The sequence below is a fragment of the Cytophagaceae bacterium genome (genome assembly GCA_016722655.1).
In the GTDB taxonomy this organism is placed as follows: Bacteria; Bacteroidota; Bacteroidia; order Cytophagales; family Spirosomataceae; genus Leadbetterella.
The window spans coordinates 3124189-3146175 of the sequence record JADKIR010000004.1 but is presented as its reverse complement, the minus strand read 5'-3'; the positions used below and the strand labels follow the sequence as shown (position 1 = coordinate 3146175).

At 35.7% G+C, this 21987-nt stretch carries 21 protein-coding genes, 1 tRNA gene and 1 pseudogene; 5 read left to right on the top strand and 18 right to left on the bottom strand.

What is annotated here, in order from left to right:
- Nucleotides 1–71: 71 nt before the first annotated feature.
- The 17 genes from IPP61_14270 to IPP61_14190 all read right to left on the bottom strand — a co-directional run bounded on the left by IPP61_14270 (nt 72) and on the right by IPP61_14190 (nt 17257).
- On the bottom strand, nt 72–743 hold the full coding sequence (locus tag IPP61_14270) for a 2-C-methyl-D-erythritol 4-phosphate cytidylyltransferase (protein ID MBL0326323.1): 672 nt from the start codon (nt 741–743) through the stop codon (nt 72–74).
- Between the two features lie 63 nt (nt 744–806).
- Nucleotides 807–1859: a tRNA preQ1(34) S-adenosylmethionine ribosyltransferase-isomerase QueA gene (queA, locus tag IPP61_14265; protein ID MBL0326322.1), complete on the bottom strand. Its 1053-nt coding sequence runs from the start codon at nt 1857–1859 to the stop codon at nt 807–809.
- A 195-nt stretch (nt 1860–2054) separates the two neighbouring features.
- Entirely contained in the window at nt 2055–2840 is a 786-nt protein-coding gene (locus IPP61_14260; GenBank protein MBL0326321.1) for a PhzF family phenazine biosynthesis protein, read from the bottom strand.
- Nucleotides 2840–3565: a gliding motility-associated ABC transporter permease subunit GldF gene (gene gldF, locus IPP61_14255; GenBank protein MBL0326320.1), complete on the bottom strand. Its 726-nt coding sequence runs from the start codon at nt 3563–3565 to the stop codon at nt 2840–2842. The genes IPP61_14260 and gldF overlap by 1 nt, the downstream gene beginning before the upstream one ends.
- A gap of 44 nt (nt 3566–3609) precedes the next feature.
- Nucleotides 3610–4125 carry a DUF4199 domain-containing protein gene (locus tag IPP61_14250; protein ID MBL0326319.1) on the bottom strand — a complete coding sequence of 172 codons (516 nt, stop codon included), beginning with the start codon at nt 4123–4125 and terminating at the stop codon, nt 3610–3612.
- Nucleotides 4126–4129: 4 nt separating this feature from the next.
- Entirely contained in the window at nt 4130–4642 is a 513-nt protein-coding gene (locus IPP61_14245) for a DUF4199 domain-containing protein (GenBank protein MBL0326318.1), read from the bottom strand.
- Nucleotides 4643–5926 carry an amidohydrolase family protein gene (locus tag IPP61_14240; protein ID MBL0326317.1) on the bottom strand — a complete coding sequence of 428 codons (1284 nt, stop codon included), beginning with the start codon at nt 5924–5926 and terminating at the stop codon, nt 4643–4645.
- An 84-nt stretch (nt 5927–6010) separates the two neighbouring features.
- The gene (gcvH, locus tag IPP61_14235; protein ID MBL0326316.1) at nt 6011–6394 is read right to left on the bottom strand and encodes a glycine cleavage system protein GcvH; all 384 of its coding nucleotides are present in this window, start codon (nt 6392–6394) and stop codon (nt 6011–6013) included.
- A gap of 221 nt (nt 6395–6615) precedes the next feature.
- Nucleotides 6616–6777, bottom strand: coding sequence for a cbb3-type cytochrome oxidase assembly protein CcoS (gene ccoS / locus IPP61_14230; GenBank protein ID MBL0326315.1), 162 nt, complete (start codon nt 6775–6777; stop codon nt 6616–6618).
- Nucleotide 6778: 1 nt separating this feature from the next.
- Nucleotides 6779–9205: a heavy metal translocating P-type ATPase metal-binding domain-containing protein gene (locus tag IPP61_14225; GenBank protein MBL0326314.1), complete on the bottom strand. Its 2427-nt coding sequence runs from the start codon at nt 9203–9205 to the stop codon at nt 6779–6781.
- A 176-nt stretch (nt 9206–9381) separates the two neighbouring features.
- The gene (locus IPP61_14220) at nt 9382–9582 is read right to left on the bottom strand and encodes a hypothetical protein (protein MBL0326313.1); all 201 of its coding nucleotides are present in this window, start codon (nt 9580–9582) and stop codon (nt 9382–9384) included.
- On the bottom strand, nt 9566–10492 hold the full coding sequence (locus IPP61_14215; protein ID MBL0326312.1) for a glycosyltransferase: 927 nt from the start codon (nt 10490–10492) through the stop codon (nt 9566–9568). Before IPP61_14215 ends, IPP61_14220 begins: the two co-directional genes overlap by 17 nt.
- A complete protein-coding gene (locus IPP61_14210) occupies nt 10492–12222 on the bottom strand; it encodes a glycosyltransferase family 39 protein (GenBank protein ID MBL0326311.1) in 1731 nt (576 codons plus the stop codon). The genes IPP61_14215 and IPP61_14210 overlap by 1 nt, the downstream gene beginning before the upstream one ends.
- Before the next feature lie 5 nt (nt 12223–12227).
- On the bottom strand, nt 12228–13184 hold the full coding sequence (locus IPP61_14205; GenBank protein ID MBL0326310.1) for a glycosyltransferase family 2 protein: 957 nt from the start codon (nt 13182–13184) through the stop codon (nt 12228–12230).
- A 29-nt stretch (nt 13185–13213) separates the two neighbouring features.
- On the bottom strand, nt 13214–15301 hold the full coding sequence (locus IPP61_14200) for an OmpA family protein (GenBank protein ID MBL0326309.1): 2088 nt from the start codon (nt 15299–15301) through the stop codon (nt 13214–13216).
- Nucleotides 15302–15555: 254 nt separating this feature from the next.
- Entirely contained in the window at nt 15556–16494 is a 939-nt protein-coding gene (locus IPP61_14195) for an electron transfer flavoprotein subunit alpha/FixB family protein (GenBank protein ID MBL0326308.1), read from the bottom strand.
- A 28-nt stretch (nt 16495–16522) separates the two neighbouring features.
- Nucleotides 16523–17257, bottom strand: coding sequence for an electron transfer flavoprotein subunit beta/FixA family protein (locus tag IPP61_14190; protein ID MBL0326307.1), 735 nt, complete (start codon nt 17255–17257; stop codon nt 16523–16525).
- Nucleotides 17258–17354: 97 nt separating this feature from the next.
- Between IPP61_14190 and IPP61_14185 the strand changes: the two genes are divergently transcribed.
- The 3 genes and pseudogenes from IPP61_14185 to IPP61_14175 all read left to right on the top strand — a co-directional run bounded on the left by IPP61_14185 (nt 17355) and on the right by IPP61_14175 (nt 18849).
- Nucleotides 17355–17681: a tetratricopeptide repeat protein gene (locus IPP61_14185; GenBank protein MBL0326306.1), complete on the top strand. Its 327-nt coding sequence runs from the start codon at nt 17355–17357 to the stop codon at nt 17679–17681.
- Nucleotides 17665–18725, top strand: a pseudogene (locus IPP61_14180) (asparaginase). The gene IPP61_14185 and the pseudogene IPP61_14180 overlap by 17 nt, the downstream one beginning before the upstream one ends.
- A gap of 37 nt (nt 18726–18762) precedes the next feature.
- A tRNA-Ser gene (locus tag IPP61_14175) sits at nt 18763–18849 on the top strand.
- A 36-nt stretch (nt 18850–18885) separates the two neighbouring features.
- Here IPP61_14175 and IPP61_14170 read toward each other — a convergent pair.
- Nucleotides 18886–19827, bottom strand: coding sequence for an alkaline phosphatase family protein (locus IPP61_14170; GenBank protein ID MBL0326305.1), 942 nt, complete (start codon nt 19825–19827; stop codon nt 18886–18888).
- A gap of 379 nt (nt 19828–20206) precedes the next feature.
- Here IPP61_14170 and IPP61_14165 point away from each other — a divergent pair, with 379 nt between their 5' ends.
- Both IPP61_14165 and IPP61_14160 read left to right on the top strand, forming a co-directional pair.
- Complete coding sequence (locus IPP61_14165) at nt 20207–20758, top strand: RNA polymerase sigma-70 factor (protein MBL0326304.1); 552 nt, start codon at nt 20207–20209, stop codon at nt 20756–20758.
- A gap of 161 nt (nt 20759–20919) precedes the next feature.
- The gene (locus IPP61_14160; GenBank protein MBL0326303.1) at nt 20920–21969 is read left to right on the top strand and encodes a FecR family protein; all 1050 of its coding nucleotides are present in this window, start codon (nt 20920–20922) and stop codon (nt 21967–21969) included.
- Nucleotides 21970–21987 lie beyond the last annotated feature (18 nt).

Below are 21987 nucleotides of genomic sequence, written 5' to 3'. Positions count from 1 at the left end.
TCAATAAATTCCATTTAGGTAACACCCCATTATTTATTGAAGCAAAAGGTTCTCTTTTATTCGAAGAAAAATTAGCATTTCAACAAAGCTTCACCCACCAGAATATCTTCTGGCGTGGTAATTTTGATATTCTTATAGTCACCCTCAACCAAATATATTTCATGTCCAAAATCTTCGACTACCGATGCATCGTCTGTAAAATAAGGCTTCTCTTCAGTTAAGAATGCTTTTTTTAATAGTTCCAGGTCAAATGTCTGGGGAGTCTGAACAATTTTAACTTTGTTTCTTTCTATAGCTTTGTTATTTACTCCATCCAAAAATCTTACAGAGTCTTTGGAATCAACTGCAACAACCGCCGAACCTTTCTCAAGAGCGAGATGAAATGAATCTTCAATGATTGCTTTTGTGATAAATGGTCTTACTCCGTCGTGAACAGCAACCAGACCAGTATTTGCTTTTATGGCTTTTAGACCATTGTTTACAGATTGAAAACGAGTTGTTCCACCTACTACAGTTGTTATTTTTTCTTTTTCTGAAAAATAAACCGGCTTGATTTTTTCCCAATAACCGATTGAATCAGAGGGTAAAACAAGAATTATTTCTAAATTTTCAATGGTTAAAAATGTATTAAGAGTTCTGACCAATATCGGAATTCCACTCAGCATCAAAAACTGTTTTGGAATTTCAGATTTCATTCTGGAACCAGAGCCACCTGCTACAATTATGGCGTATTTTTTTGGCATAAAAAAAAGTGTCAGCTAAAAAATAACTGACACTTCAAATATACAAAATATGTACAAATCTAATTAAATAATAAGCATTACATCGCCATAAGTATAAAATTTATACTTCTCTTTGATGGCCACCTGATAGGCTTCGGTGATGGTTTCATAACCTCCAAATGCACAAGTTGTCATAAGTAAAATAGACTCAGGCAAATGAAAGTTGGTCAAAAGAGCATTGGTGATTTTAAAATCAAAAGGAGGGAAAATAAACTTATCTGTCCAGGCATTATTTACCGGTTTCAACCGATTATTTGCCGATACTGACGATTCCATTGCTCTCAAAGATGTACTTCCGATAGCACACACCCTTTTGCCGGTTTCCAAAGCATTGTTTACAACGTCACATGTTTCCTGGGTAATGAAGAAGTTTTCAGAATCAGTTTTATGCTTGGTAAGGTCTTCAACTTCAACCTGACGAAATGTACCCACTCCAATATGCAAGGTCAAAGGTGTAAAGTCCACACCATTAATCTCCATTTTTCTAACAATATTCTTTGTAAAATGTATGCCGGCAGTAGGAGCAGCTACGGCACCTTCATGAGTGGCAAAAATTGTTTGAAAACGCTCATTATCTGCATCGGTTACTTCACGTTGCAAAACGTCTTTCGGTATCGGAGTTTCGCCCAATTCATAGATTGCTTCCATCATTTCATCATGGTTGCCATCATATAAAAATCTGATTGTACGGCCTCTTGAAGTAGTGTTATCGATTACTTCGGCTACTAAATCGCTGTCGCCAAAGTATAATTTATTTCCAACTCTGATTTTTCTTGCCGGATCTACCAACACATCCCAAAGACGCATGTCACGGTTGAGTTCTCTCAAAAGAAAAACCTCGATTTTGGCACCCGTTTTTTCTTTAGAACCATACAATCTGGCAGGGAATACTTTGGTGTCGTTGTTTACCATTACATCGCCTTCTCCGAAATAATCAACGATGTCTTTAAACATTTTGTGCTCAATCTTACCGGTTTTTCTGTGAAGGACCATCATTCTGGCTCCGTCGCGGTCATCGAGTGGATATTGGGCAATAAGACTATGGGGAAGGTCAAATTTAAATGCTGATAATTTCATTTATATTATTTCAAATGATTAAAATATTTTCACTCTACCCAAAAAAATACTATTTTATGAAATCAAAAAGTACTGATAGTCAAAAAAATAAGTGAAGTTTTTGGGCTGCAAAGGTACGAAATCAATATACCCTTTGTCAAGGAAACAGGCAAATACTTTGAAAAATAAACAAAAAGAATTTTCAAAAAAAAGATTTCAGATTTCAATCCGGCCTTTTAAATACACCGAAGCATTGCCACCGATGCAAACACGCTCACCTTTAAATTTACAATTTACCTCGCCTCCCCTATCTGATATTTGCTTGGCAAAAAGTTGTTCTTTGTTTAGTTTTTTTGACCAAAACGGAATCAATTTAGTAAATGCTGAACCGGTGACAGGGTCTTCATTGATACCTACCCGGGGAGCAAAAAATCGGCAGACAAAATCATATTCACTACTTTGAGATGTAACAATCACCCCACGAGCCTCAGTTTGCGAAATTTTATGAAAATCCGGGGAAAGTTCTTTTATTGATATTTCATCAGAAAATTCGAGCAAAAAATCGTCTTTTGCTCTGCTCCAACTTAAAATTGACGGTGACGAAAGTGCCTCAAAAATGTTGTTTTCCTGCATAACAGACTGGAGATCAGCCGAAGGAAAATCGAGAAATATTAAGCCATCTTCTTTAAAAACTCTTAAAGTTCCACTTTTTGATTCAAACAGAATTTCAGATTCTGCGATTTTAAGTATTTCAAAAATAACATGTGCACTGGCGAGTGTGGCATGACCGCACAAGTCAACCTCAACTTTTGGAGTGAACCATCGGATATGAAAACCATTTTTATTTTTTACAAAAAAAGCCGTTTCAGAAAGATTGTTCTGCATGGCGATATTTTGCATAGTGGTGTCAGGAATCCAGAAATCTAAAGGAACAACTGCGGCGGGATTTCCGGTAAACTCGCCTTTTGAAAAGGCATTAACAATATATAAATCGAAAAACATTACTTACGGTTTTTATCTAACAACCATTCGGTAACCAGAATTAAAACAAGTGAAAAACTAACGAAGAAAATAAGATTTCTGCTGTCAATTACGCCTTTGCTAAGTGAGTCATAATGAAAACTTAGTGAAAAATAATTGATATAGTAGGCGGTAGCTCCGGTAAAAATTTGGGCCAGCTGGGTCAAACCCTCATAAAAGAAATAACACAAAACGGCAGCAAGGATAAATGCCACAATCTGGTTCTTAGATAATGTGGATGTAAAAATCCCGATTGAAACAAATACCCCGGACAAAAATATCAATCCAATATATGAACCCAAAACACCTGCTGAATCAATATTCCCTGGTGGATTTCCCAAATAATACAATGAAATATAATAAAATGAAGTTGGAACCAGGGCAATAATTACAATTAGCCATGAGCCTAGAAATTTACCAAGGACAATCTGCCGGGTAGAAATCGGACGGGTGAAAAGTAACTCCAGTGTGCCGTTCCGGGCTTCTTCTGAAAACATCCGCATGGTAACTGCCGGAATCAAAAACAGGAATACATAGGGGGCAATATCAAAAAAATTGTCCATTTCGGCATAACCGTAATCCAGAATGTTGGTTTGGGGATATATCCAAAACATCAAACCGGTCAATACCAAAAACACTGCTATGACAATGTAACCAACGAGCGAATTGAAAAACAATGAGACCTCTTTTCTGAAAATATTATACATTCCTGTTTGTTGATTCTATAAAAACTATTTCCCTATTTTATTAATTAAGAGAAAACTGGTTTATCTTTTTTAAGTACTGCTGACATGATAAGAGACACTATCAGACCAATTACCAAAATACTTATCATTCCAAAAAGCACTGCCATGCCGCTTGACATATATGACTGAGCTTTCTCCAGAGCCATTTCTATTTGCTCTTCCGACATACCCATAGACTCATATTGTTCTCTGGTCATTTCTAACTGCATATCGATTAAATTAGGATCAATATATTTTTTATATGAAAAGTCAAAAATGATGCTGATCAGGCCTCCGGTAAAAATAGTAAGCATTCCCAATCCGAATCCCTGCCCGAAAGTCATAAATCCGCCATTAAGAGATTTATACTCGCTCAAAGAAAAATACATTACACCAAAAAATAATATAACTGTGACCAAAAGCGATACTATCCAGTTTTTCCACAAATCGGTATTGTATGAAACTAAAGCCACAACAATTGAAACGATGCCATATATAAGTCCCCATTTTAGGGCAATTCTGGCTGAAGATACTTTTTCCATAATATTATTTGTTTATTTTACGCATTGTCATACTTATCAAACTTATAGGAATAATCGAGATTTGCTTAAACATCAATTCATCCAGAATAATCTGATAAGGTTTGGAATTATCTAAAGAAACCAGTTGCCTCTTAAAATTGGCATCATCCAATATCGTCTTCATAAGGTCTCTCTCTTTCGTCAAAAACAGCTTGGCTTCGGCAATCCAGGTAATAAAGGGGGTATTGTCCACCACTTCAATAAACAAATATACCAAAATACCTGAGATCAGGGATGCAATTAGATTGGTTAAAAATCCTATGGAAAACCCTTCATAAAAATGAAGATAACCACTATTGTATCTTTTGTAATACCAAATTGCGGCCCATATTAATATTATATTTATCCCAATGTCCGGTCTTCTAAAATTTAATGGATTGGGTTGAGTATAGTACATAGCTATAAAAAACAAAAAGCATCCCAGCCCTGAAAGTACACCGAAAGTAATAGAATAACCTAAAATTAGTTTTTTGTTCATTTATAGATTTTTTGAAAGGATGTTGTTTCTGAGTGTACCCAAAACTTTCCCTCGTAATGTTTGTCCAATATCCGGACTATTTTTACTTAATGAAACAATCTGCTCTTCGGTAAAAGTAAATTCGGTTTGATCTTCGAAAATGGTTATTTCTGCTTTGTTTCCTTCCTTAATTGAAGGCACTTCCAGGTTAAATATCCTTCTCGGATTTTTCTCGATTTTCTCAATTATCTGAGACAAAGATAAACCACTTTTTTTATTCATTATTCCAAAAAGTGTCTGAATTCCAACCGCCCCAAACTCTGCAAGATCAAACTCAATATCTTTATGCTCAGAATCAAGTGGATGGTGGTCAGAAACTACTATATCAATTGTGCCATCAGCAAGACCAGCTTTTAAGGCCTCAATGTCAGATTTGGATCTGAAAGGTGGTTTAACTTTCAGGTTGGAATCAAAATTCTCAAGATCATTTTCTGTAAAAAGCAAATGATGAGCCGAAATGTCGCAACTTACCGGTAAGCCCTTTCTTTTTGCCTCTCTGATGAGATTTACAGACTCAGCTGTGCTTATGGTAGAAAAATGCAATAGCGGCTTTTCCGTTTTGATTCCTGAATATTCCAGTAGTTTCAGGTCCCGCATAATCATAATTTCTTCTGCTGCTGAGGGTATTCCTTTCAGTCCCAATCTGGTACTTGTGATTCCTTCATGCATTTGACCATACATACTCAGGTACTTGTCTTCCACTTTATTTACTAATACTGCACCCAAAGGCTGCAAATATTGCATGGTTTTGAGTAAAATATCCGAACTTTGAATTGGAAAAACCCCATCAGAAAAGCCTACGGCACCATTTCTATAAAGGTCAATCATGTCGGTAAAATCTTTACCTTCACACTTGAGGGTCACAGCAGCATAATTATAAAACCGAACTGCTTTATTTTCTGAAAAATTCTTAAAATACGCCAGAGATTCTTTAGTTTGAACTGTTGGTTGCGTATTTGGAAAACCAATTATTGAAGTAAAACCTCCTTTTTGAGCAGCCACTGCTAGTGAGGGCAGGCTTTCGGTCCATTCAAAACCGGGATCTTTGAAATGTACCGCAGCGTCAATCCAACCTTTGGATACAGAAAGTCCATAGGTTTCAAAAACCAGGTCAAAGTCACCGTTTAGGGTATCAGGTTCGGTTATCTTTTCAAAAACCCCTTTATTTATGAGGATATCCGATTTCTTCAAATGGTAATCTGAAGTATCATCTACAATCAGGCAATTTTTTAATAGAACTTTCATTTTTGGCAAAAAAAAAGCCCTAATGGGCTTAAATTGAATATTTTAAGAATTTGAATTTAAGGAAATAAAACAATTTTCCATATATCAATATCCGGTTAGGTTTTTATATTGATCTACATCTAAAAGGGCAACTAGGTCAGCAGGATTTGCCACTTCAAGTTTAATCATCCAGCCACCACCATAAGGGTCATTATTGACCAATTCCGGCTCATCGGCAAGAGCAGGGTTTACTTCTAAAATTTTCCCTTTTACAGGTAAAAACAAATCAGAGACGGTTTTTACTGCTTCAACAGTTCCGAAAATATCACCCGATTCCAAATCTTCACCCTCGGTTTCGATTTCAATAAAGACAATATCTCCTAATTCACTTTGTGCAAAATCTGTTACACCAACTAAAGCAGTACCATCGCTTTCAAGTTTAATCCATTCGTGGTCTTCTGTATATCTACAATCAGCAGGAAAATTCATGAAGTATATTTTGTTTAAATTTGATGCAATTTAACAATTTTGATTGTGAACTCAAAAATGCACACCACAATAAGGACATTTTTTTTGAATCAAAAAAACAACAGGACTTAAATATTAAATATCCGGTGCTTATTAAAATAAGTAAAGGTAGCGACAAAGTCACTACCTTTAACTGGAAGAGTATTTAAACCCTAATTGATTGGAATCGCTTTTCAGCTTCTTTAATGTTTTTTATCTTGTTTTGTATCATTATCAATTAATATCCTCACCGAAGGAGAATAAGTATCATCAAATTGTCCGTCATTAGTTGCCCAAAAAAAGGCAACCAAAAAACCACCCGCTACCAATATTGCCAAAATCACCAACGCAATTATTACTTCCATTTTATTTTAGTTTTCTAAATTTTGCAACCAACAAAGTAACTCCAACAGAGAAAAACACGACTGAAAGTGTACTCAAAGGCATAAATATAGCCGCAACTACCGGCGACAACTGTCCGCTGGCTGCCCAACCAATACCCATAATATTGTACACTACAGAAAGTAGAAAACTAAGTTTAACAATATTTAAAGATGTTTTGCTAAACCTTACATAATCGCCTAATTTTTCAAAATTATCCGCATCCAGAATTGCATCACATGATGGCGAAAAAGCAGAAATGTCTTCACTTAATGCAATACCCACTTTGGATTGTCTCAAAGCACCCGCATCATTTAGTCCGTCACCAATCATTACAACGCTATGACCTTGTGATTCCAGATTTTTGATATAATCTAATTTATCCTGAGGCGACTGATCAAATTTCATTTTTTCGCCAAAAACAGGAGATAATTTTGACTTCATTTTGTCAATATCACCAGAAATCATATGAAGACTAAAAGTCTCACTCAATTTATTCAGAACTGACTTCCAATTTGATCTGAAAACCGGTTCTATTGTAAAATATCCGGCATATTGATTATCAATCGAAACATGTACTTCAGTATCCTTTTGAATATCTTTTGTATTTTTAACAAATCCTATTCTACCAATCCTAACGGGTTTTCCATCGACAAATGCCTCAATACCATTGCCTTTTATTTCTTTGAAAAATTCCACGTTTACATTTTCGCCTATACCAATATATGAGGCAACCAATTTGCTCAATGGATGCATAGATTGTGATACCAGACTAAATATCAAGCTATTGTCGTAAGTATTCAATGGCTCCCCTACAAATCTTACCTGACCTGAATTGCTCTCAGTCAATGTTCCAGTTTTATCAAAAACAATTGTATCCGCCTCGGTTAGTAATTGAATAACACCCTGGTTTTTGACATAAAATTTATTTCTGCCAAAAATACTCATGGTTGTATTCATAGTAAATGGCATAGAAAGTGTCAAAGCACATGGGCAAGCCACCATGAGAACCGCCGTAACAGTTGTCCATACCAATGAGGCGTCGTTATTGTACCAATAGATTCCTACCACTGCAGCAACCAGGAAAGTAAGGTATGTGAAATACTTACTAAAAGCATTGGCAAGTTCTGTAGTCGGAACTTTCTTTTCTTTTAAGAAACTATCATTGTTCCACAACTGGGTCAAATAACTGGTTGAAACCGGTTTCTGAACCAAAAGCTCAATTTTATCAGCCATTTGTCGACCACCGGCATAAAGAAAATCACCTTTTGATTTCCTTACAGGCTTAGTTTCCCCTGTAACAAAACTATAATCTACCAAAGCATTGCCCTCAAGTAATATCGAATCGGCAGGAATTAGCTCTTGATGATGAATGACTACCTCATCACCTTTTTTCAGGTCTTTCACATTTTTAAACTGCTGTATCTGATTTTTCACTTTTACAGCAAGCGGAAAATATGATTTGTATGATCTGTCAAAAGAAAGATAATTAAAGGTAACCTGCTGAACCCATTTGCCAACCAATAAAAATAAAACCAAACCTGACATGCTATCCCAATAGCCGGCTGTTTGATTGACCAGAGTTTCATAAGTACTACGAGTAAAAAGTGCAATTATTCCCAAGGCAATCGGAATATCTACGCTCAATACATCACTATTCTTTTTAAGATTTTCAACAATGGAATAATAAGCACCTTTTAAATAATCACTTGCACCAAAAAAGAACACAGGTAAACCCAACAAAAAATTAAAATAAAGGAAGAATTTCTGATAGGTGGCGTCAGACTGGTTTTCAAGATTAAACTTAAAATATTCCGGAAAGCTCATCAGCATAATATTTCCTGCACAAAAACCTACAACCCCTATTTTAAAAAGTAAACGTTTGGTTTCGGGATCAATCACTGACTTTTTGGCAGAACCTTCCAGATTTATTTGTGGCTCGTAACCTAAAGTAGCCAACAATTCAACAATTTCTTTTAGTGAAGTAACAGCCGGATTATAGGTTAATGAAAGTTCTTTTTTTACAAAATCAAGCCTGGCATTGAAAACACCCTCAAGTATTTTATGGAAGTTTTCGAGCAACCAAACACATGAACTACAGTGAATTGAAGGTATGTGTAGCAGAACTTTGTTTTGCTCCGGTGACTGATATGCTAACAATTCAGATTCAACTGAACTCTCAGACAAATAATCGAATTTTCCGTTAAAATTTTTGGCTTTTAAACTTACTCCGGCATTTTGATTCAAATCATAATACCCACATAATTGATTGTCTTTTAAGATATCATATACTGTAAGACAACCTGAACAGCAGAAATGTTTATCATCACTGAGTATATCCTCATCCTTACACTCGTTTCCGCAGTGGTAGCAAAGTACTTGAGTTTTCGGTGTTAAAAGGGTACTCATCAATCAGGTTTAATTAATGCAAAGATTCGTTCTAGCTGAATAATTTTTCAGGGAGAAAATCATCACAAATGATGATATAAATCATAATAAACGACTTTATCCAATCAATTGAAACAAAGATATATAATTAAGATAAAATAATGAGCAACAAATATCACATTAGCCACATAATCACAGATTTAGTCGGCTATGTACATCCTTCTGATTTTATTGATTAAAAACTTTTTTTGAACTGTAAAACTATCAGGGTTAATAAACTGAAAATCATGTTTCCAGTCATCGAAAGTTGCCGGATCCTCCCTTCTGAATTTTTCGGGGCTTATTTTCTTAGAAATCAGATACTCTTCAAAATCCATATCGGCATTATTCAACTGATTCAATGAAATTTTTATATCCAAGATACGGTATAAATGCAGTATATCTTCTGGAACTTAGCACCATAAACAATATAAATAAAGCAATAATAAAGCCTTGTAGAAAAACAATAAAAAAGGCCATCATCAGGCTTGATGCCCAACCGGGAGTAGCCTGATTGAGGAAAAACTTCATATAAAAAACTACTGATGAACCTATTAAGGCAGTGGCAATCATGATACTCACAAAAATCAAGATTCTGACTGCTGTGAATTCCAGAAAGACAGAAATTGCACTCATTCCATGCAAAATCAGTGAGCTAAAGTTCATTTTAGATTTTCCGGCCAATCGTACTCCCCGGTCTAAAGGAACCGAATCAAATGGCAATTTTGACCTGATTATTCCGCCAGGGTAATTGTTCCAAATTTCTGACACATGTGCCAATTTCCTTATTTTTGAAACAGGTATCAAGCTAAAATTTCCAAAAGTAATGACGTGACCGGTAAGTGATTTGAAAATTAATTTATAGAAAAAATAAAATATCTTGAAAAATAGAGATTCGGTACGTTTTTTTCTTTGTGCGAAAATGATTTTTTCAGGATGTAGTTTTGATTTTTCTAAAAGGTCTAAAATGTGTTCAGGTTGATCTTCGCCATCGGAGTCCATCACAATTACTTTATCAAAATCTTGATTATCAACCAAATATGACAATCCCAAAGCAATAGCTCTTTGATGCCCCTGATTGCTCAGCAAATGCAATACTTTCAAATCAATACCCTCAAAATCAGATTTTTGGTAAGGAATACTGCTATTGTCATCCACTGCCAAAAATGACAAAGTATAACCTTTCCCAGCAAAAATATCTGTAGTTTTATCGAGGAGCATTCTGAGTGCTTCCCAGTCGTTATATACCGGAAGTAATATTTTCAATTTCATCAATAACGATATTTTATCCCTTCAAAATCAAAAAGTTCAACCTTATTACCATCTTTTTTATGTAAAGTTACTTTGTCTTTTTCTTTCACATCTACAGATTGAAGAATGCCTGATTGCCTGGGTAAATATAGGTTTAAATATTGAACGTCAAGGTAAGAAACCGGTGCAACATCGTCAAAGGTAGCCACATAGTCGTTTTTATGCCCCCCGGGAATCATCAATGTATCACCTTTTTCGTAATTTTTAATTACGATTTCAGCAAGTGTTTTATAAGGATTGGGAACCCTTGCAGGTTCAAAAAAGGCATTCATTGCACTTTTATCGTTGAAATAATCCAAAATTTCGGTGCTGACAGGCTTAATTTGAAGTAAAATCACTATTACTAGCCATGCCAGAAAATATTTGGATTTTACAATCATTTTGTAAATTGAAAATCCAAAAACCATGGCTACAAAAGGGGTAGAAATACCAATGTACCGGTGAACCAGGCTTGTAGTATGCCCATTTTTTATGGCATCATAAATAACAAAAATTATTGGTAAAACCAGCATCAGAAAACCTACCATAAGCATCGGAAAGTCGTGATTTTCGGTTTTAAAATGGTCGAAAAGATTTTTAATAATAAAATAAATAGTAGCGTAAAAAAACAAAACTACTGCCAATGAAGGTAGAACTGATTTTAGTAAATAAAGTATTGGCAAAATAAGAATTAAAATACCAATCGCCCATTTGTGTTTTTTGTGAAAATGAAAATATAATATGCCAATTATAAAAACCAAGAGAGAGAGAATCACATTTTTCACACCTTTGATTTCATTGAAAATACCCAGACTAAATATTGTTGAATCAAAAAACAATCCTATAGACTTTTTAGTGACATTTTCAGGAGTACTCAGCTGTATAAGGTCTTTAAGGGCTCCTTCGGTCATCTGAGCAATTTTAAGATGCTTGGCATTTTTGTCCTTCAAAAATTCAAAAGCCGTATAACCTCCGCCCCAATTAAACCAATAGACCATCAAACCAGCACAAAAAACAGCCGCTAGAATAAATCTGCTCCAAAGTGCCTTTTTATTTTTTATAAACAAAAATGTAATGGCATGACTCAGCGGAACCAGAAAATTAAGATAATGATTGAGTAAACCCAAGCCTACAAACAAAGCATAAAGAACAAACAGCAGATTTGTGTTTTTATTTTTCCTGTGATTTTCAATAATATCAAAGAAAAATATGGTGGCTACAGTCATTAAAAAAAATGACAGCGTATAGCTCCGTGCAATATGACTCATGGCCACATTTAATGGATCAATGGCAAGAATAAATGCAGCAAATAATGCAGCCAGTATCGAGCGGGAGTATTTGAGTACCGCCCAATATAGAAGACCAATTGTAAAGAGATTAAAAAGTAATCCCAACAACCTAACCGTATAGTCGGAATTACCAAAAATACGCATCCAAAAATGAAGGATGGTGTTATAAACGATATGTGTGCCAAAGTCAGAATGAGCGATGGCTTCCATGAAATCGTTGGCACCTTTGTTTTGCCAAAAGTCTTGAGGAGTAAAATATTTTTTATTAATTATACCTTCCTGATTGGCAGCTCCTACCCAATAACCGTTGGCATTGAGCATGGTAAACTTTTCGTCGGTAAACAGCCCACGATTATCAAGATGATAAAACCTCAAAAAAGAAGCAATAACGAAAACTATAAGAAATGGTAAGTATTTGGCCATATTTGTCAAGCTTTCGAGTCACCAACTGTTTTTTCGACAATGAATCTTGGGCGAGATTTTACTTCTTCATAAATTTTACCAATATACTCACCAATGAGACCGATTGCTATCATATTTGAGCCACTGAAAAATGCCATTGGTAGTACTGTAGATGTCCAACCCGAAACAGTTTGACCAAGATATAAACTTACCATGGTATAAATTCCGACCATTACGGCTATCAAAAAATTGAATATTCCAAACCATAATACCATCCGCATCGGGAAAGTAGAAAAAGATGTGATTCCATTCCAGGCAAACGTCATCATTTTCCTTAGAGGGTATTTGGTTTCACCTGCTTCCCGTTCCAGTCTTTTATAAAAAACTTTGTCTGATTGAAAACCAATTGTGGGAATAATACCTCTGAGAAACATATTTACTTCGCTGTATTTTTCCAAATGTTCTAATACCTGATTATCAATCAACCGAAAATCGGCATGATTAAATACCATGGGTATTCCCATTTTAAACATCAGTTTATAAAAAAACTCAGCTGTAAATCTTTTAAAGAAAGAGTCGTTACTGCGATCTTCTCTGACACCATATACCACCGAAGCACCTTCACTATGTTTTACAAGCATTGCTTCAATAGCATTGATATCGTCCTGCAAATCGGCATCTATTGAAATAAAACAATCAAACTGGCCTCTAAACTCAAACAAACCGGCTAAAAGGGCATTTTGATGGCCAAAATTTTTGGAAAGTTTTACCCCTAAAATAAATGGGCTGGTTTTACTTAATTCTTCAATGATAGACCAGGTTGTGTCACGACTTCCATCATTTACAAAACAAATTCTGCTGCTGCTTGTGATAAGATTTTTAGAAATCAGAATCTGAAAATAATCAATAAGTTTTTGATTAGTACTTCTTAGTATCTCTTCTTCATTATAACAGGGAACAACCAACAACAATCTTGAGGACATAGATAAATCATTATTTCAGAACAAAAATACTACATTTTGATAATGGAAAACTCAACCCTCCGATTTTTCTTTCGGGATTCTTCGCTCGAATTTCTTATCACTGGCTTATATGGCCCCCATGATTTTATCTTTATTCTTGAAGGATCAATGTTGCCTACTTCAGAGAGATATTTTTTAACAGCGAGTACTCTGTCTTCTGCCAGTTTAATATTTTTAAACATATCTCCCTGATTGTCAGTATGTCCCTCCAGCAATATTTCCATAGTAGGATTATCTTGCATTATGCTCTTTATTTTTCCCAATTCCTCAAATGATTCCTCACGAATAACAGCTGAGCCCTGATCAAAAAGTAAGTTTTGAAGAACAATTTTTTGACCCTGAACCATAGGGAGCAGATCAAAAATCTTCTTAATTTCCTTGTATCTGGTTTCCTTAGTTAAGTCCACGACAGTATTCAGATCCCCATAACCATCAATTTTTGCAATTAACTGATATTTTTTACCGGTAACAAGTATAGTCTTATAGGTACTGGTTTCTTCCTCGAATGTAATAACCGGTGCATTAACTTTCATAGTATCTTTACCAGTTTCCAGCATCTGAATATTGGTAATCGGAAGTAAAAGGGACTGGGTGGCTTTATCTTTAAACTGGAAATCGAAAAGGTTAACAATCTGAGGTTTTATAGCAGGAAAAAGTTTTACCTTAAAAATATCATCAGAACCGATACTATTTTTTGAAGAACTAAAATAGGCGTATTCACCCGATGCCGGAATTGTAATATAACCATCCCACTCCGGAGAGTTAATTACGGGACCAAGATTAATCGGTTCGGACCAATTGGTCCAGGTGTCATCGAGTCTGGTAGTGACAAATATATCTGCATCTCCATAAGCCGGATGCCCATTGGAATTAAAATAAAGGGTTTTATTGTCAGCAGCTAAAAATGGAGAACCTTCATTACCGGCAGAATTGATGATACTTCCTAAATTTACCGGTCTCGAGTAGCTTTCATCATTATTTTTAAATGAAACATATAAATCCTTATCACCATAAGTTTCATTACGTTTCAGTCCCATTATTAAATACTTTTCATCAGAGCTGATGGCATATTCAGTTACAGTAGTTTTTAGCTTAAGTTTTTCATCATAATATTCCAATGCCTGAAAGTCATTAATTCTGATTTGTTTGGGTAATTCCCACTTTTTATTTTTCAAAGTGGCCTTTGAAAGCCCGGCGACAAATCGGCCATTTGGCAAATATACATTCAATACAAAAAGGCTTTTCCCGTCGGCTGAAATAGTTGCTGCAGCATTATTTTGAGGATTATTGAGGGGTTCGCCTATATTTTGAGCCTGTTCCCACATTCCGTTTTTAGAAAGTTTCGACACCCAGATGTCCTGCTGGATCTCGTTTGCTCTTTCATTTTTTCCAGATTTCTGGGTAAAATTTTCAGGGTGATTTAATCTGGTAAAATAAAGATTTTTCCCGTCAGGCGAAACCAAAGGTGCCACTTCTCCAAACTTTGAGTTGATATTGGGTCCGAGGTTATCTTTTTGCAAATCACCGGGGATGTTTGGAGCAACATTGATTTTGGCTGTAAATGGAGTTTCTGAGTTAGAAATTCCGACAGCATCAATTTCCTTCATTCCTTTAGACAACTGATGCACAATCAAAAGCTTAATTGAAGAAATCTCCTGAGCTGTTTCAGGAATAATCACATTCCAGATTCTTCCACTCTGGCGTGGAGCCGGTTGCGTATTTTCAAAGAGCAGGATTTCCTGGTTTGATGGTGTGTAACCAAAAATCCTCCCTATTGCTCCAGGATTCACAGTTTCTCCCACAATTATTTGCCTGATTTTGATAGCTTTATCAAATCCAACTTTAATATAATCTTCACCGAATCCAGAACCCGTAGGCCTCCAGCTACACGGGGAACTAACGATTTGTGGCAAAACGTTGGGCTTTCCAAGAATTTGAATCCCACGATATTTAGGCGAATAAGCTTCATCAGCTGTTTCTGAGGATTTTTCCAATACTTTAGTAGCCCAAAGCACTTCCTGTGATAGGGAATTAAAATAATTAAGCAGCAAAAATGAAAACAATAATCTGATTTTCATTTATTTAAATAGATCCTCTAAAACTTTAAAAAACATTCCAATGAAAAAATAATCTAATTATTTAGACTTTGAAATAAACGTTTGATAACGATTTACAAAAATATAATTTATTTGGCACTAATTAATAATATTAAAACGCAATTTCAAAAGACTTATATCATGATTTTCGATATTATTTTAAATTCTAAATTATTAAAAACAAAAACGGTACCCTCGTTTTTGAGAGTACCGTTATTATTTATTACAAAATAAGATTACAATAATTTTGCTGCCTCAGTAAGTTTGGGTAATACCTCAAAAACATCACCAACAATTCCATAATCTGCTGCTTTGAAAAATGGTGCCTCCGGGTCTTTATTGATAACCACAATCACTTTTGATGAATTGACTCCGGCCAAATGCTGAATAGCACCTGAAATACCGCAGGCAATATAAAGATTTGGAGCCACTTTTACGCCGGTTTGACCCACATGTTCATGGTGAGGTCTCCAATCGAGATCAGAAACGGGTTTTGAACAACCTGTGGCTGCACCCAATGCCTGTGCCAAATCGAGTAATGGCTGCCAGTGTTCGGGGCCTTTCATTCCTCTCCCTCCAGAAACTACGATGTCGGCTTCGGGTAACGATAATTGCCCGCTTGCTTTTTGAGTATCAATAACTTTTGAACCCATGTTATCTGTAGCAAAATTTACAGTTTCTACGACTGCAGACCCTGTTTGGGGGATAGCCTCAACCACATTCTTTTTGATTTGCAGAAATTTCACCTCAGATTTCATCTCTGTTTTTGCAAATGCTTTTCCAGAGAAAATACTGTTTTTAACCACAAATCCATTGGATGTATCGGGCAATTCGGTCACATTTCCGATCAAAGCAGCTTTTAATGTACCAGCAGCTCTAGCCATTACGGCATCAGCCAGAGCCGATTTTACTGAAACCACAATTATGGCACCAGTGCTTTCAATAGCCTGAAGCAATGCCTGGCTGTAAACCATGATATTTTCCTGATTCTGTGGAGAATAAATAACCTTTGAAGCACCGAACTGACCTGCTTCAGCAAGACTATCTTCTCCGGCCTCGCCAATTGCCAAAACAACCGGAGCAGAACCATCGACTTTTGAACCATAACTTATAGCTTCCAGAGAGCTTTTCTTAAACTTTCCGTCGGCCAATTCAGTGAAAATTAATATAGACATGACAATTTTTTAATTCGTTTTGAAAAAATTATAACACTTTGGCTTCTGTTTGTAAAAGCTTAATCAATGTACCTGCTTCTTCAGCCGGGATCATTTTACATGCACCTTTGGCAGGAGGTAGTTCGTAATTGACAATTTTGGTAACCGACTCTCCCACTGCTGGCAGCACTTGAAGAGGCTTGGTTCGGGCTGCCATAATTCCACGCATATTAGGTATTTTCCATTCAGCAATAGGCTCCTGACAACCCATCACAGCAGGCAAAGTAGTTTCTATTTTTTGTTTTCCACCTTCTATTTCTTTCGAAATCGTAGCTGTTTGTCCTTCTATATTCAGTTCCATTACCGGTGAGAAAGAAGGCAAACCCAGCATAGCACCTACCATTCCATGAACAACGCCGGAATTATAATCCGTAGTTTCACGACCCATCAGAATCAAATCAAAATCTTTACCTTCAGCATAAGCGGCGATTTGAGTCGCCACAAAAAAACTATCGGTGGGTTCGGCATCAATTCTTACAGCATCATCGGCACCAATCGCAAGGGCTTTTCTTATTTGAGGCTCACCATCGGCCAGACCCACATTAAGAACCGTAACCATAGCACCATGGGTCTCTTTTAACTCAACGGCTCTTGCCAATGCATAATCATCGTAGGCACCAATAATGTACTGGACTCCGTTTTTGCTTAACTTCGTATTGTTTTCTTCAAATGCGATTTTGGCGGTAGTGTCAGGCACATTTGAAATACAAACCAATATTTTCATATTATTTTGGTTTAATAATTATAATTTTGATGAAAAATAAGGTTAAAAATTGTTATGCATGCATAACAATTACAAATCTAAAGCACCAAATCAAAGTATGCAAGCCGAACGAATATTTTTTTTGAATCAGGAAATTGAAAATGATCCTGGGGAGCCATTTAACTATTATGCTCTTGCATTGGAGTATTTAAAAGAAAACAAAGAAAAATCGGAGGAACTTTTTGATTTGTTGCTACAAAAATTTCCGGAATACTTACCCACATATTATCAGGCAGCTAACTTTTTTTTTGAAACCGAAAAATATCAAAAAGCCGAAGTTTTTTTCAAAACAGGCATAGATTTAGCCCAAAAACAAGGAAAAAGTAAAGCATTGGCAGAATTAAAAGGAAGCTATCAAATTTTTTTGGATGAAATTGAAGAATAAACCAATCATAATAACAAGCAGTAAAAATCAGGCTCCAAAGGTATTGATTATTTACACCGGTGGCACTTTGGGGATGGTATTTGACCATGACACTGAAAGTCTGATACCTTTTGATTTTGATCAGATATTGAAGAATCTTCCTGAAGTAAACCGACTAAATTCAGAGATTTCTTTTGTCACCTTTGAAAGTCCGATCGATTCCTCCAATGTAAGCCCTGAGACTTGGTTTCAATTGGTAGATATTATCCAACAAAACTACCCTAATTTTGATGGTTTTGTGATATTACATGGAACTGACACCATGGCTTATTCAGCCTCTGCTTTGAGCTTTTGATACAAAACATCAATAAGCCTGTCATTTTTACGGGAGCACAATTGCCCATTGGAATACCCCGGACTGATGCACGCGAAAATCTGATTACCTCTATCGAAATTGTGGCTTGTCATTCAAAAAACCTGGTTTGTTTGCCTGAAGTATGCATATATTTCAATGGCAGATTATTAAGAGGAAACCGGGCCAAAAAGCGGGAGAGCAGCCAGTTTGATGCATTTGATTCGGAAAATTTTCCTTATCTGGCTGAAATTGGGGTGAGTATTGATTTCAACAAAAATGTTATCAGGGGTTGTACTTCTGAAAAAGAGCCAATTTTTACGAAAGAAATGAGTTCTGAAGTGGGATTGCTCAAGCTTTTTCCGGGAATAAAACAGGAATATGTAAAGCATTTTTTCTCTCAAAAAAAATTACAAGGGGTAATTTTAGAAACTTATGGCTCTGGAAATGCCCCATCGGAACATTGGTTCATCGATACATTGGAAACAGCAATTAAGAATGGAATTTTTATTTTGAATATTTCACAATGTACAGGTGGTAAAGTAGATATGAACAATTATGCCACCGGAAAAAGATTACAGGAAATTGGTGTGATTTCGGGTGCAGATATGACCACTGAGGCTGCAATTACAAAAATGATGTGGGCTTTGGCTCAGAAAAGTGTTATTAAGAAATTATTAGAGACTAATATCGCTGGTGAGCTTTCTCCATAAGGAATAATTCACTAATTTTGTGAAAACATTACCATTCAGAGAGGTGTCCGAGTGGTTGAAGGAGCTACCCTGGAAAGGTAGTATACGGGTAACTGTATCGAGAGTTCGAATCTCTTCCTCTCTGCAATAACGCACTGATTGCCGGTGCGTTATTTTTTTTTCATCTCAAAAAAGAAACCCCTTCCAATTCCTTTTTCACAGCTTCAGGAATCTTGATATTCATAAACTGGCAAACCGAAGGGAAAATATCTACTATTGCCAGACCATTTTGAAATCTTCCGTTAGTGTTGGGCTGGTTGGTACAAATCCAGGTGATTCTTTCTCTGTCTGACTGCCCGCCGTGATTCTTTCCGGTTTTTGCATCACGGCCATGGTCGGTAGTTATTACCAATAACCATTTTTCTTTTGTCATCTTTTCACGTTCAATAATAGCTTTATAAACCTCCCCTATCAGACTATCAGCATGGTAAACCGACCGGTAAAACTGTTCACTATCACCATATTTATGACCCATATCGACGGTATATTCCAGATACAACCACGACAAATCCGGGCTTTTAGTTTTGATGGTTTCGGTAGCTTTCGCTGTGACTAATTCATCAATATCCTTTATATATTTTTTATCAGGTCGATGGGGAAAACTCAAAGTATCCAATTCAAAGCCATCAAATGCGATGTCCATTTTGAAATGATTGGTTTGGGGCAAACCTTCACCCAGAAGCTTGGTGCGGTTGTCAAGCCACGTAGAAAATATTCCAAGTTTAAGCTCTGGTTTTTGGTCTCTGGCAATTTTGAAAAAAGTAGGAAAATTGTAGTTGGGAGCCTCAATGCCATTGCCCCAAACATTATGTTTATTGGTCCATACGCCTGTCAACATGCTGTTGTATCCTACTGCTGAAATGGTTGGGGATTGGGACTTACCACCTTTTTCACCTCCTACATAAGCCTGTGCCAGCCCACCTTTTTCAGCAATTTTGTACAGGTTTTTGGGTTTCAGTTTTTGAATAACATCATAGGGAATTCCATCAACTATAATCACAATGGTTTTGGGCTTTTGAGCGAACAATTCGAATGAAAGCAGGAACAAAATCAAATATTTCATATATAAAGCGGTTAGAGAAATAACGATCCAAACTAAGCGGATAAACTGAGATTAACAATAAAATCAATAATTATACTTTTGTTAAATTATCAATAAAAATTATCCGTCTTTTTATAAAAAAACACGATAAAAATATTACTCTTCTCAAAAAATCAATTAAAAACTTTTACTAATTCTATTTAGTATAATATTAATATTCAATCTTTTAAAATACTATTTTTGATAATCCGAAATTTCCATTTTCTTTTCCAAATAAAATTCTGTTTAAGTATAATTTTCAAGAATCATTTTTTTGTACCTTCCAACTCTTTTTTTTTCTAAAATTAATTTATTTACTTGCTTCCCAATCGAAATAAACCTTCATCTTAACAAACATAGTATGCAACCTCAAGGCGAAACAGATCAGGTTTTGGTTTTTAAAACAAGCCAGGACGATGCTGTAGCCTTTCAGAAAATCTACAGGCGGTACTGGCATGACATGTATGTGTTGGCAAAAAGAAAACTACACGCCGAAGCCGAAGCTGAAGAAGTGGTTCAGGAAATTTTTGTTGATTTTTGGGAAAGAAGAGAGACTTTAAATATCCAGAATTTGCAGGGATACCTCCTCAGAGCAGTGAAATTTAACATTATTAACCGAATTAAAGCCCGTTTGATTCGTCAGAACTATTACAACCTCCATGCTCTTTCATTCGAAGACTTTGATCATCAGACCGAGGAGATATTGGCACTGAACGACTTGAAACAAGCAATTGATACTGCCATGTCCAAATTGCCGGAAAGAACCCAGATTATTTTCAGACTTAACAAAATAGAAGACAAAACTCCCGCAGAGATTGCTCTTTTCCTGAAAATTTCAACACGTACAGTGGAGTATCACCTGGCTCACTCTCTTCATTCTATCAGACAACACATCAAAGAGTTTCAGGTTTAATATTTCCAAATTTTATTTTGCATTAAATAAAGATATTTTATCAGTAACTGATAAATAAATATAATTTTTTAAATATTTTCTAATATTTATTGCGGAAAAACACACACTCAACTTACTTATCTATTGAAAGCCAAAAAATATCGGGCTTTTGATGGTTAAATATGAATATCAGGCCTAAAGTATTTATCAGAATTCTACAGAAATACCTCGACAATTCGCTTAGAAAAGATGACAGGCGTCTGGTAGATATATGGTTTGATTCCATCAAAGAACTTGAGGAGGAAGATTTGGATATTTCGGAAAAACAAAAAATAGAAAACCGGATCTGGGAGTCGATTCAGGAACAAATAACTGACCATACAGAAGAAGAAAATGAAGGTGGAAACTATTGGAAAAAATGGTCCATAGCTGCAGCAGCAGTTTTATTTATTTCTTTAGGAACTTGGTTCTATCTGCAGCAAAGTAATGAATATTCCAATTCTGTTTTGAGTCAAAATGACGATATTATAAAAGTTGAAAGTAAGGACAAAACGAGTACTTTGGTTTTACCTGATGGCAGCAAAGTAATACTTGAAAAAGATTCGAAGTTGTTTTATCCTGCAAAATTTAAAGGAGATTTCAGAAAAGTGATACTAGAAGGCAATGCCTTTTTCGAAATTACGAAGAATCCCGAAAAACCTTTTTATGTATATAGCGGAGAAATAATTACCAAGGTGTTGGGAACTAGTTTTACCATTAAAAAAAATCAGCAATCCGGCGATATTGAAGTGGCAGTAATGACCGGTAAGGTTATTGTTGAAAACACCAAAAAAGCTAAAAATATTTCCTCAGAAACAGTAAATGAAGTAATTCTAACGCCAAACGAGAAGGTGGTATTTTCTAAAACCAATGAGAAATTACTGGAAAGTATAGTTGAAAAACCCATCATAATTGTCAAAAACAAGGAGGAATACGAAAAACCCGAAGCATTTATTTTTGATGAACAAAATCTTTCAAATATTCTATCCAAGCTCCAAACAGCTTATGGGGTGGAAATTGTGGTTCAAAACAAAGAAATTTTGAATTGCCCTGTTACTGCCGACCTCGGTACTGAATCGCTCTTCTCAAAAATCGAAATCTTAAATACTCTCCTCAATTCTTCTTCAAAAACAGAAGGTTCACGAATTGTGATTGTTGGTGGGAGTTGTGTACCATATAAACCAAAATTTTAAAGATGCCTATGGAATAAA

What these genes read in the sequence shown, in the direction of transcription:
- IPP61_14270 (MBL0326323.1), bottom strand. Translation starts at nt 743, where the DNA reads ATGCCAAAAAAATACGCCATAATTGTAGCAGGTGGCTCTGGTTCCAGA.
- queA (MBL0326322.1), bottom strand. Translation starts at nt 1,859, where the DNA reads ATGAAATTATCAGCATTTAAATTTGACCTTCCCCATAGTCTTATTGCC.
- IPP61_14260 (MBL0326321.1), bottom strand. Translation starts at nt 2,840, where the DNA reads ATGTTTTTCGATTTATATATTGTTAATGCCTTTTCAAAAGGCGAGTTT.
- gldF (MBL0326320.1), bottom strand. Translation starts at nt 3,565, where the DNA reads ATGTATAATATTTTCAGAAAAGAGGTCTCATTGTTTTTCAATTCGCTC.
- IPP61_14250 (MBL0326319.1), bottom strand. Translation starts at nt 4,125, where the DNA reads ATGGAAAAAGTATCTTCAGCCAGAATTGCCCTAAAATGGGGACTTATA.
- IPP61_14245 (MBL0326318.1), bottom strand. Translation starts at nt 4,642, where the DNA reads ATGAACAAAAAACTAATTTTAGGTTATTCTATTACTTTCGGTGTACTT.
- IPP61_14240 (MBL0326317.1), bottom strand. Translation starts at nt 5,926, where the DNA reads ATGAAAGTTCTATTAAAAAATTGCCTGATTGTAGATGATACTTCAGAT.
- gcvH (MBL0326316.1), bottom strand. Translation starts at nt 6,394, where the DNA reads ATGAATTTTCCTGCTGATTGTAGATATACAGAAGACCACGAATGGATT.
- ccoS (MBL0326315.1), bottom strand. Translation starts at nt 6,777, where the DNA reads ATGGAAGTAATAATTGCGTTGGTGATTTTGGCAATATTGGTAGCGGGT.
- IPP61_14215 (MBL0326312.1), bottom strand. Translation starts at nt 10,492, where the DNA reads ATGAAATTGAAAATATTACTTCCGGTATATAACGACTGGGAAGCACTC.
- IPP61_14210 (MBL0326311.1), bottom strand. Translation starts at nt 12,222, where the DNA reads ATGGCCAAATACTTACCATTTCTTATAGTTTTCGTTATTGCTTCTTTT.
- IPP61_14205 (MBL0326310.1), bottom strand. Translation starts at nt 13,184, where the DNA reads ATGTCCTCAAGATTGTTGTTGGTTGTTCCCTGTTATAATGAAGAAGAG.
- IPP61_14200 (MBL0326309.1), bottom strand. Translation starts at nt 15,301, where the DNA reads ATGAAAATCAGATTATTGTTTTCATTTTTGCTGCTTAATTATTTTAAT.
- IPP61_14195 (MBL0326308.1), bottom strand. Translation starts at nt 16,494, where the DNA reads ATGTCTATATTAATTTTCACTGAATTGGCCGACGGAAAGTTTAAGAAA.
- IPP61_14190 (MBL0326307.1), bottom strand. Translation starts at nt 17,257, where the DNA reads ATGAAAATATTGGTTTGTATTTCAAATGTGCCTGACACTACCGCCAAA.
- IPP61_14185 (MBL0326306.1), top strand. Translation starts at nt 17,355, where the DNA reads ATGCAAGCCGAACGAATATTTTTTTTGAATCAGGAAATTGAAAATGAT.
- IPP61_14170 (MBL0326305.1), bottom strand. Translation starts at nt 19,827, where the DNA reads ATGAAATATTTGATTTTGTTCCTGCTTTCATTCGAATTGTTCGCTCAA.
- IPP61_14165 (MBL0326304.1), top strand. Translation starts at nt 20,207, where the DNA reads ATGCAACCTCAAGGCGAAACAGATCAGGTTTTGGTTTTTAAAACAAGC.
- IPP61_14160 (MBL0326303.1), top strand. Translation starts at nt 20,920, where the DNA reads ATGAATATCAGGCCTAAAGTATTTATCAGAATTCTACAGAAATACCTC.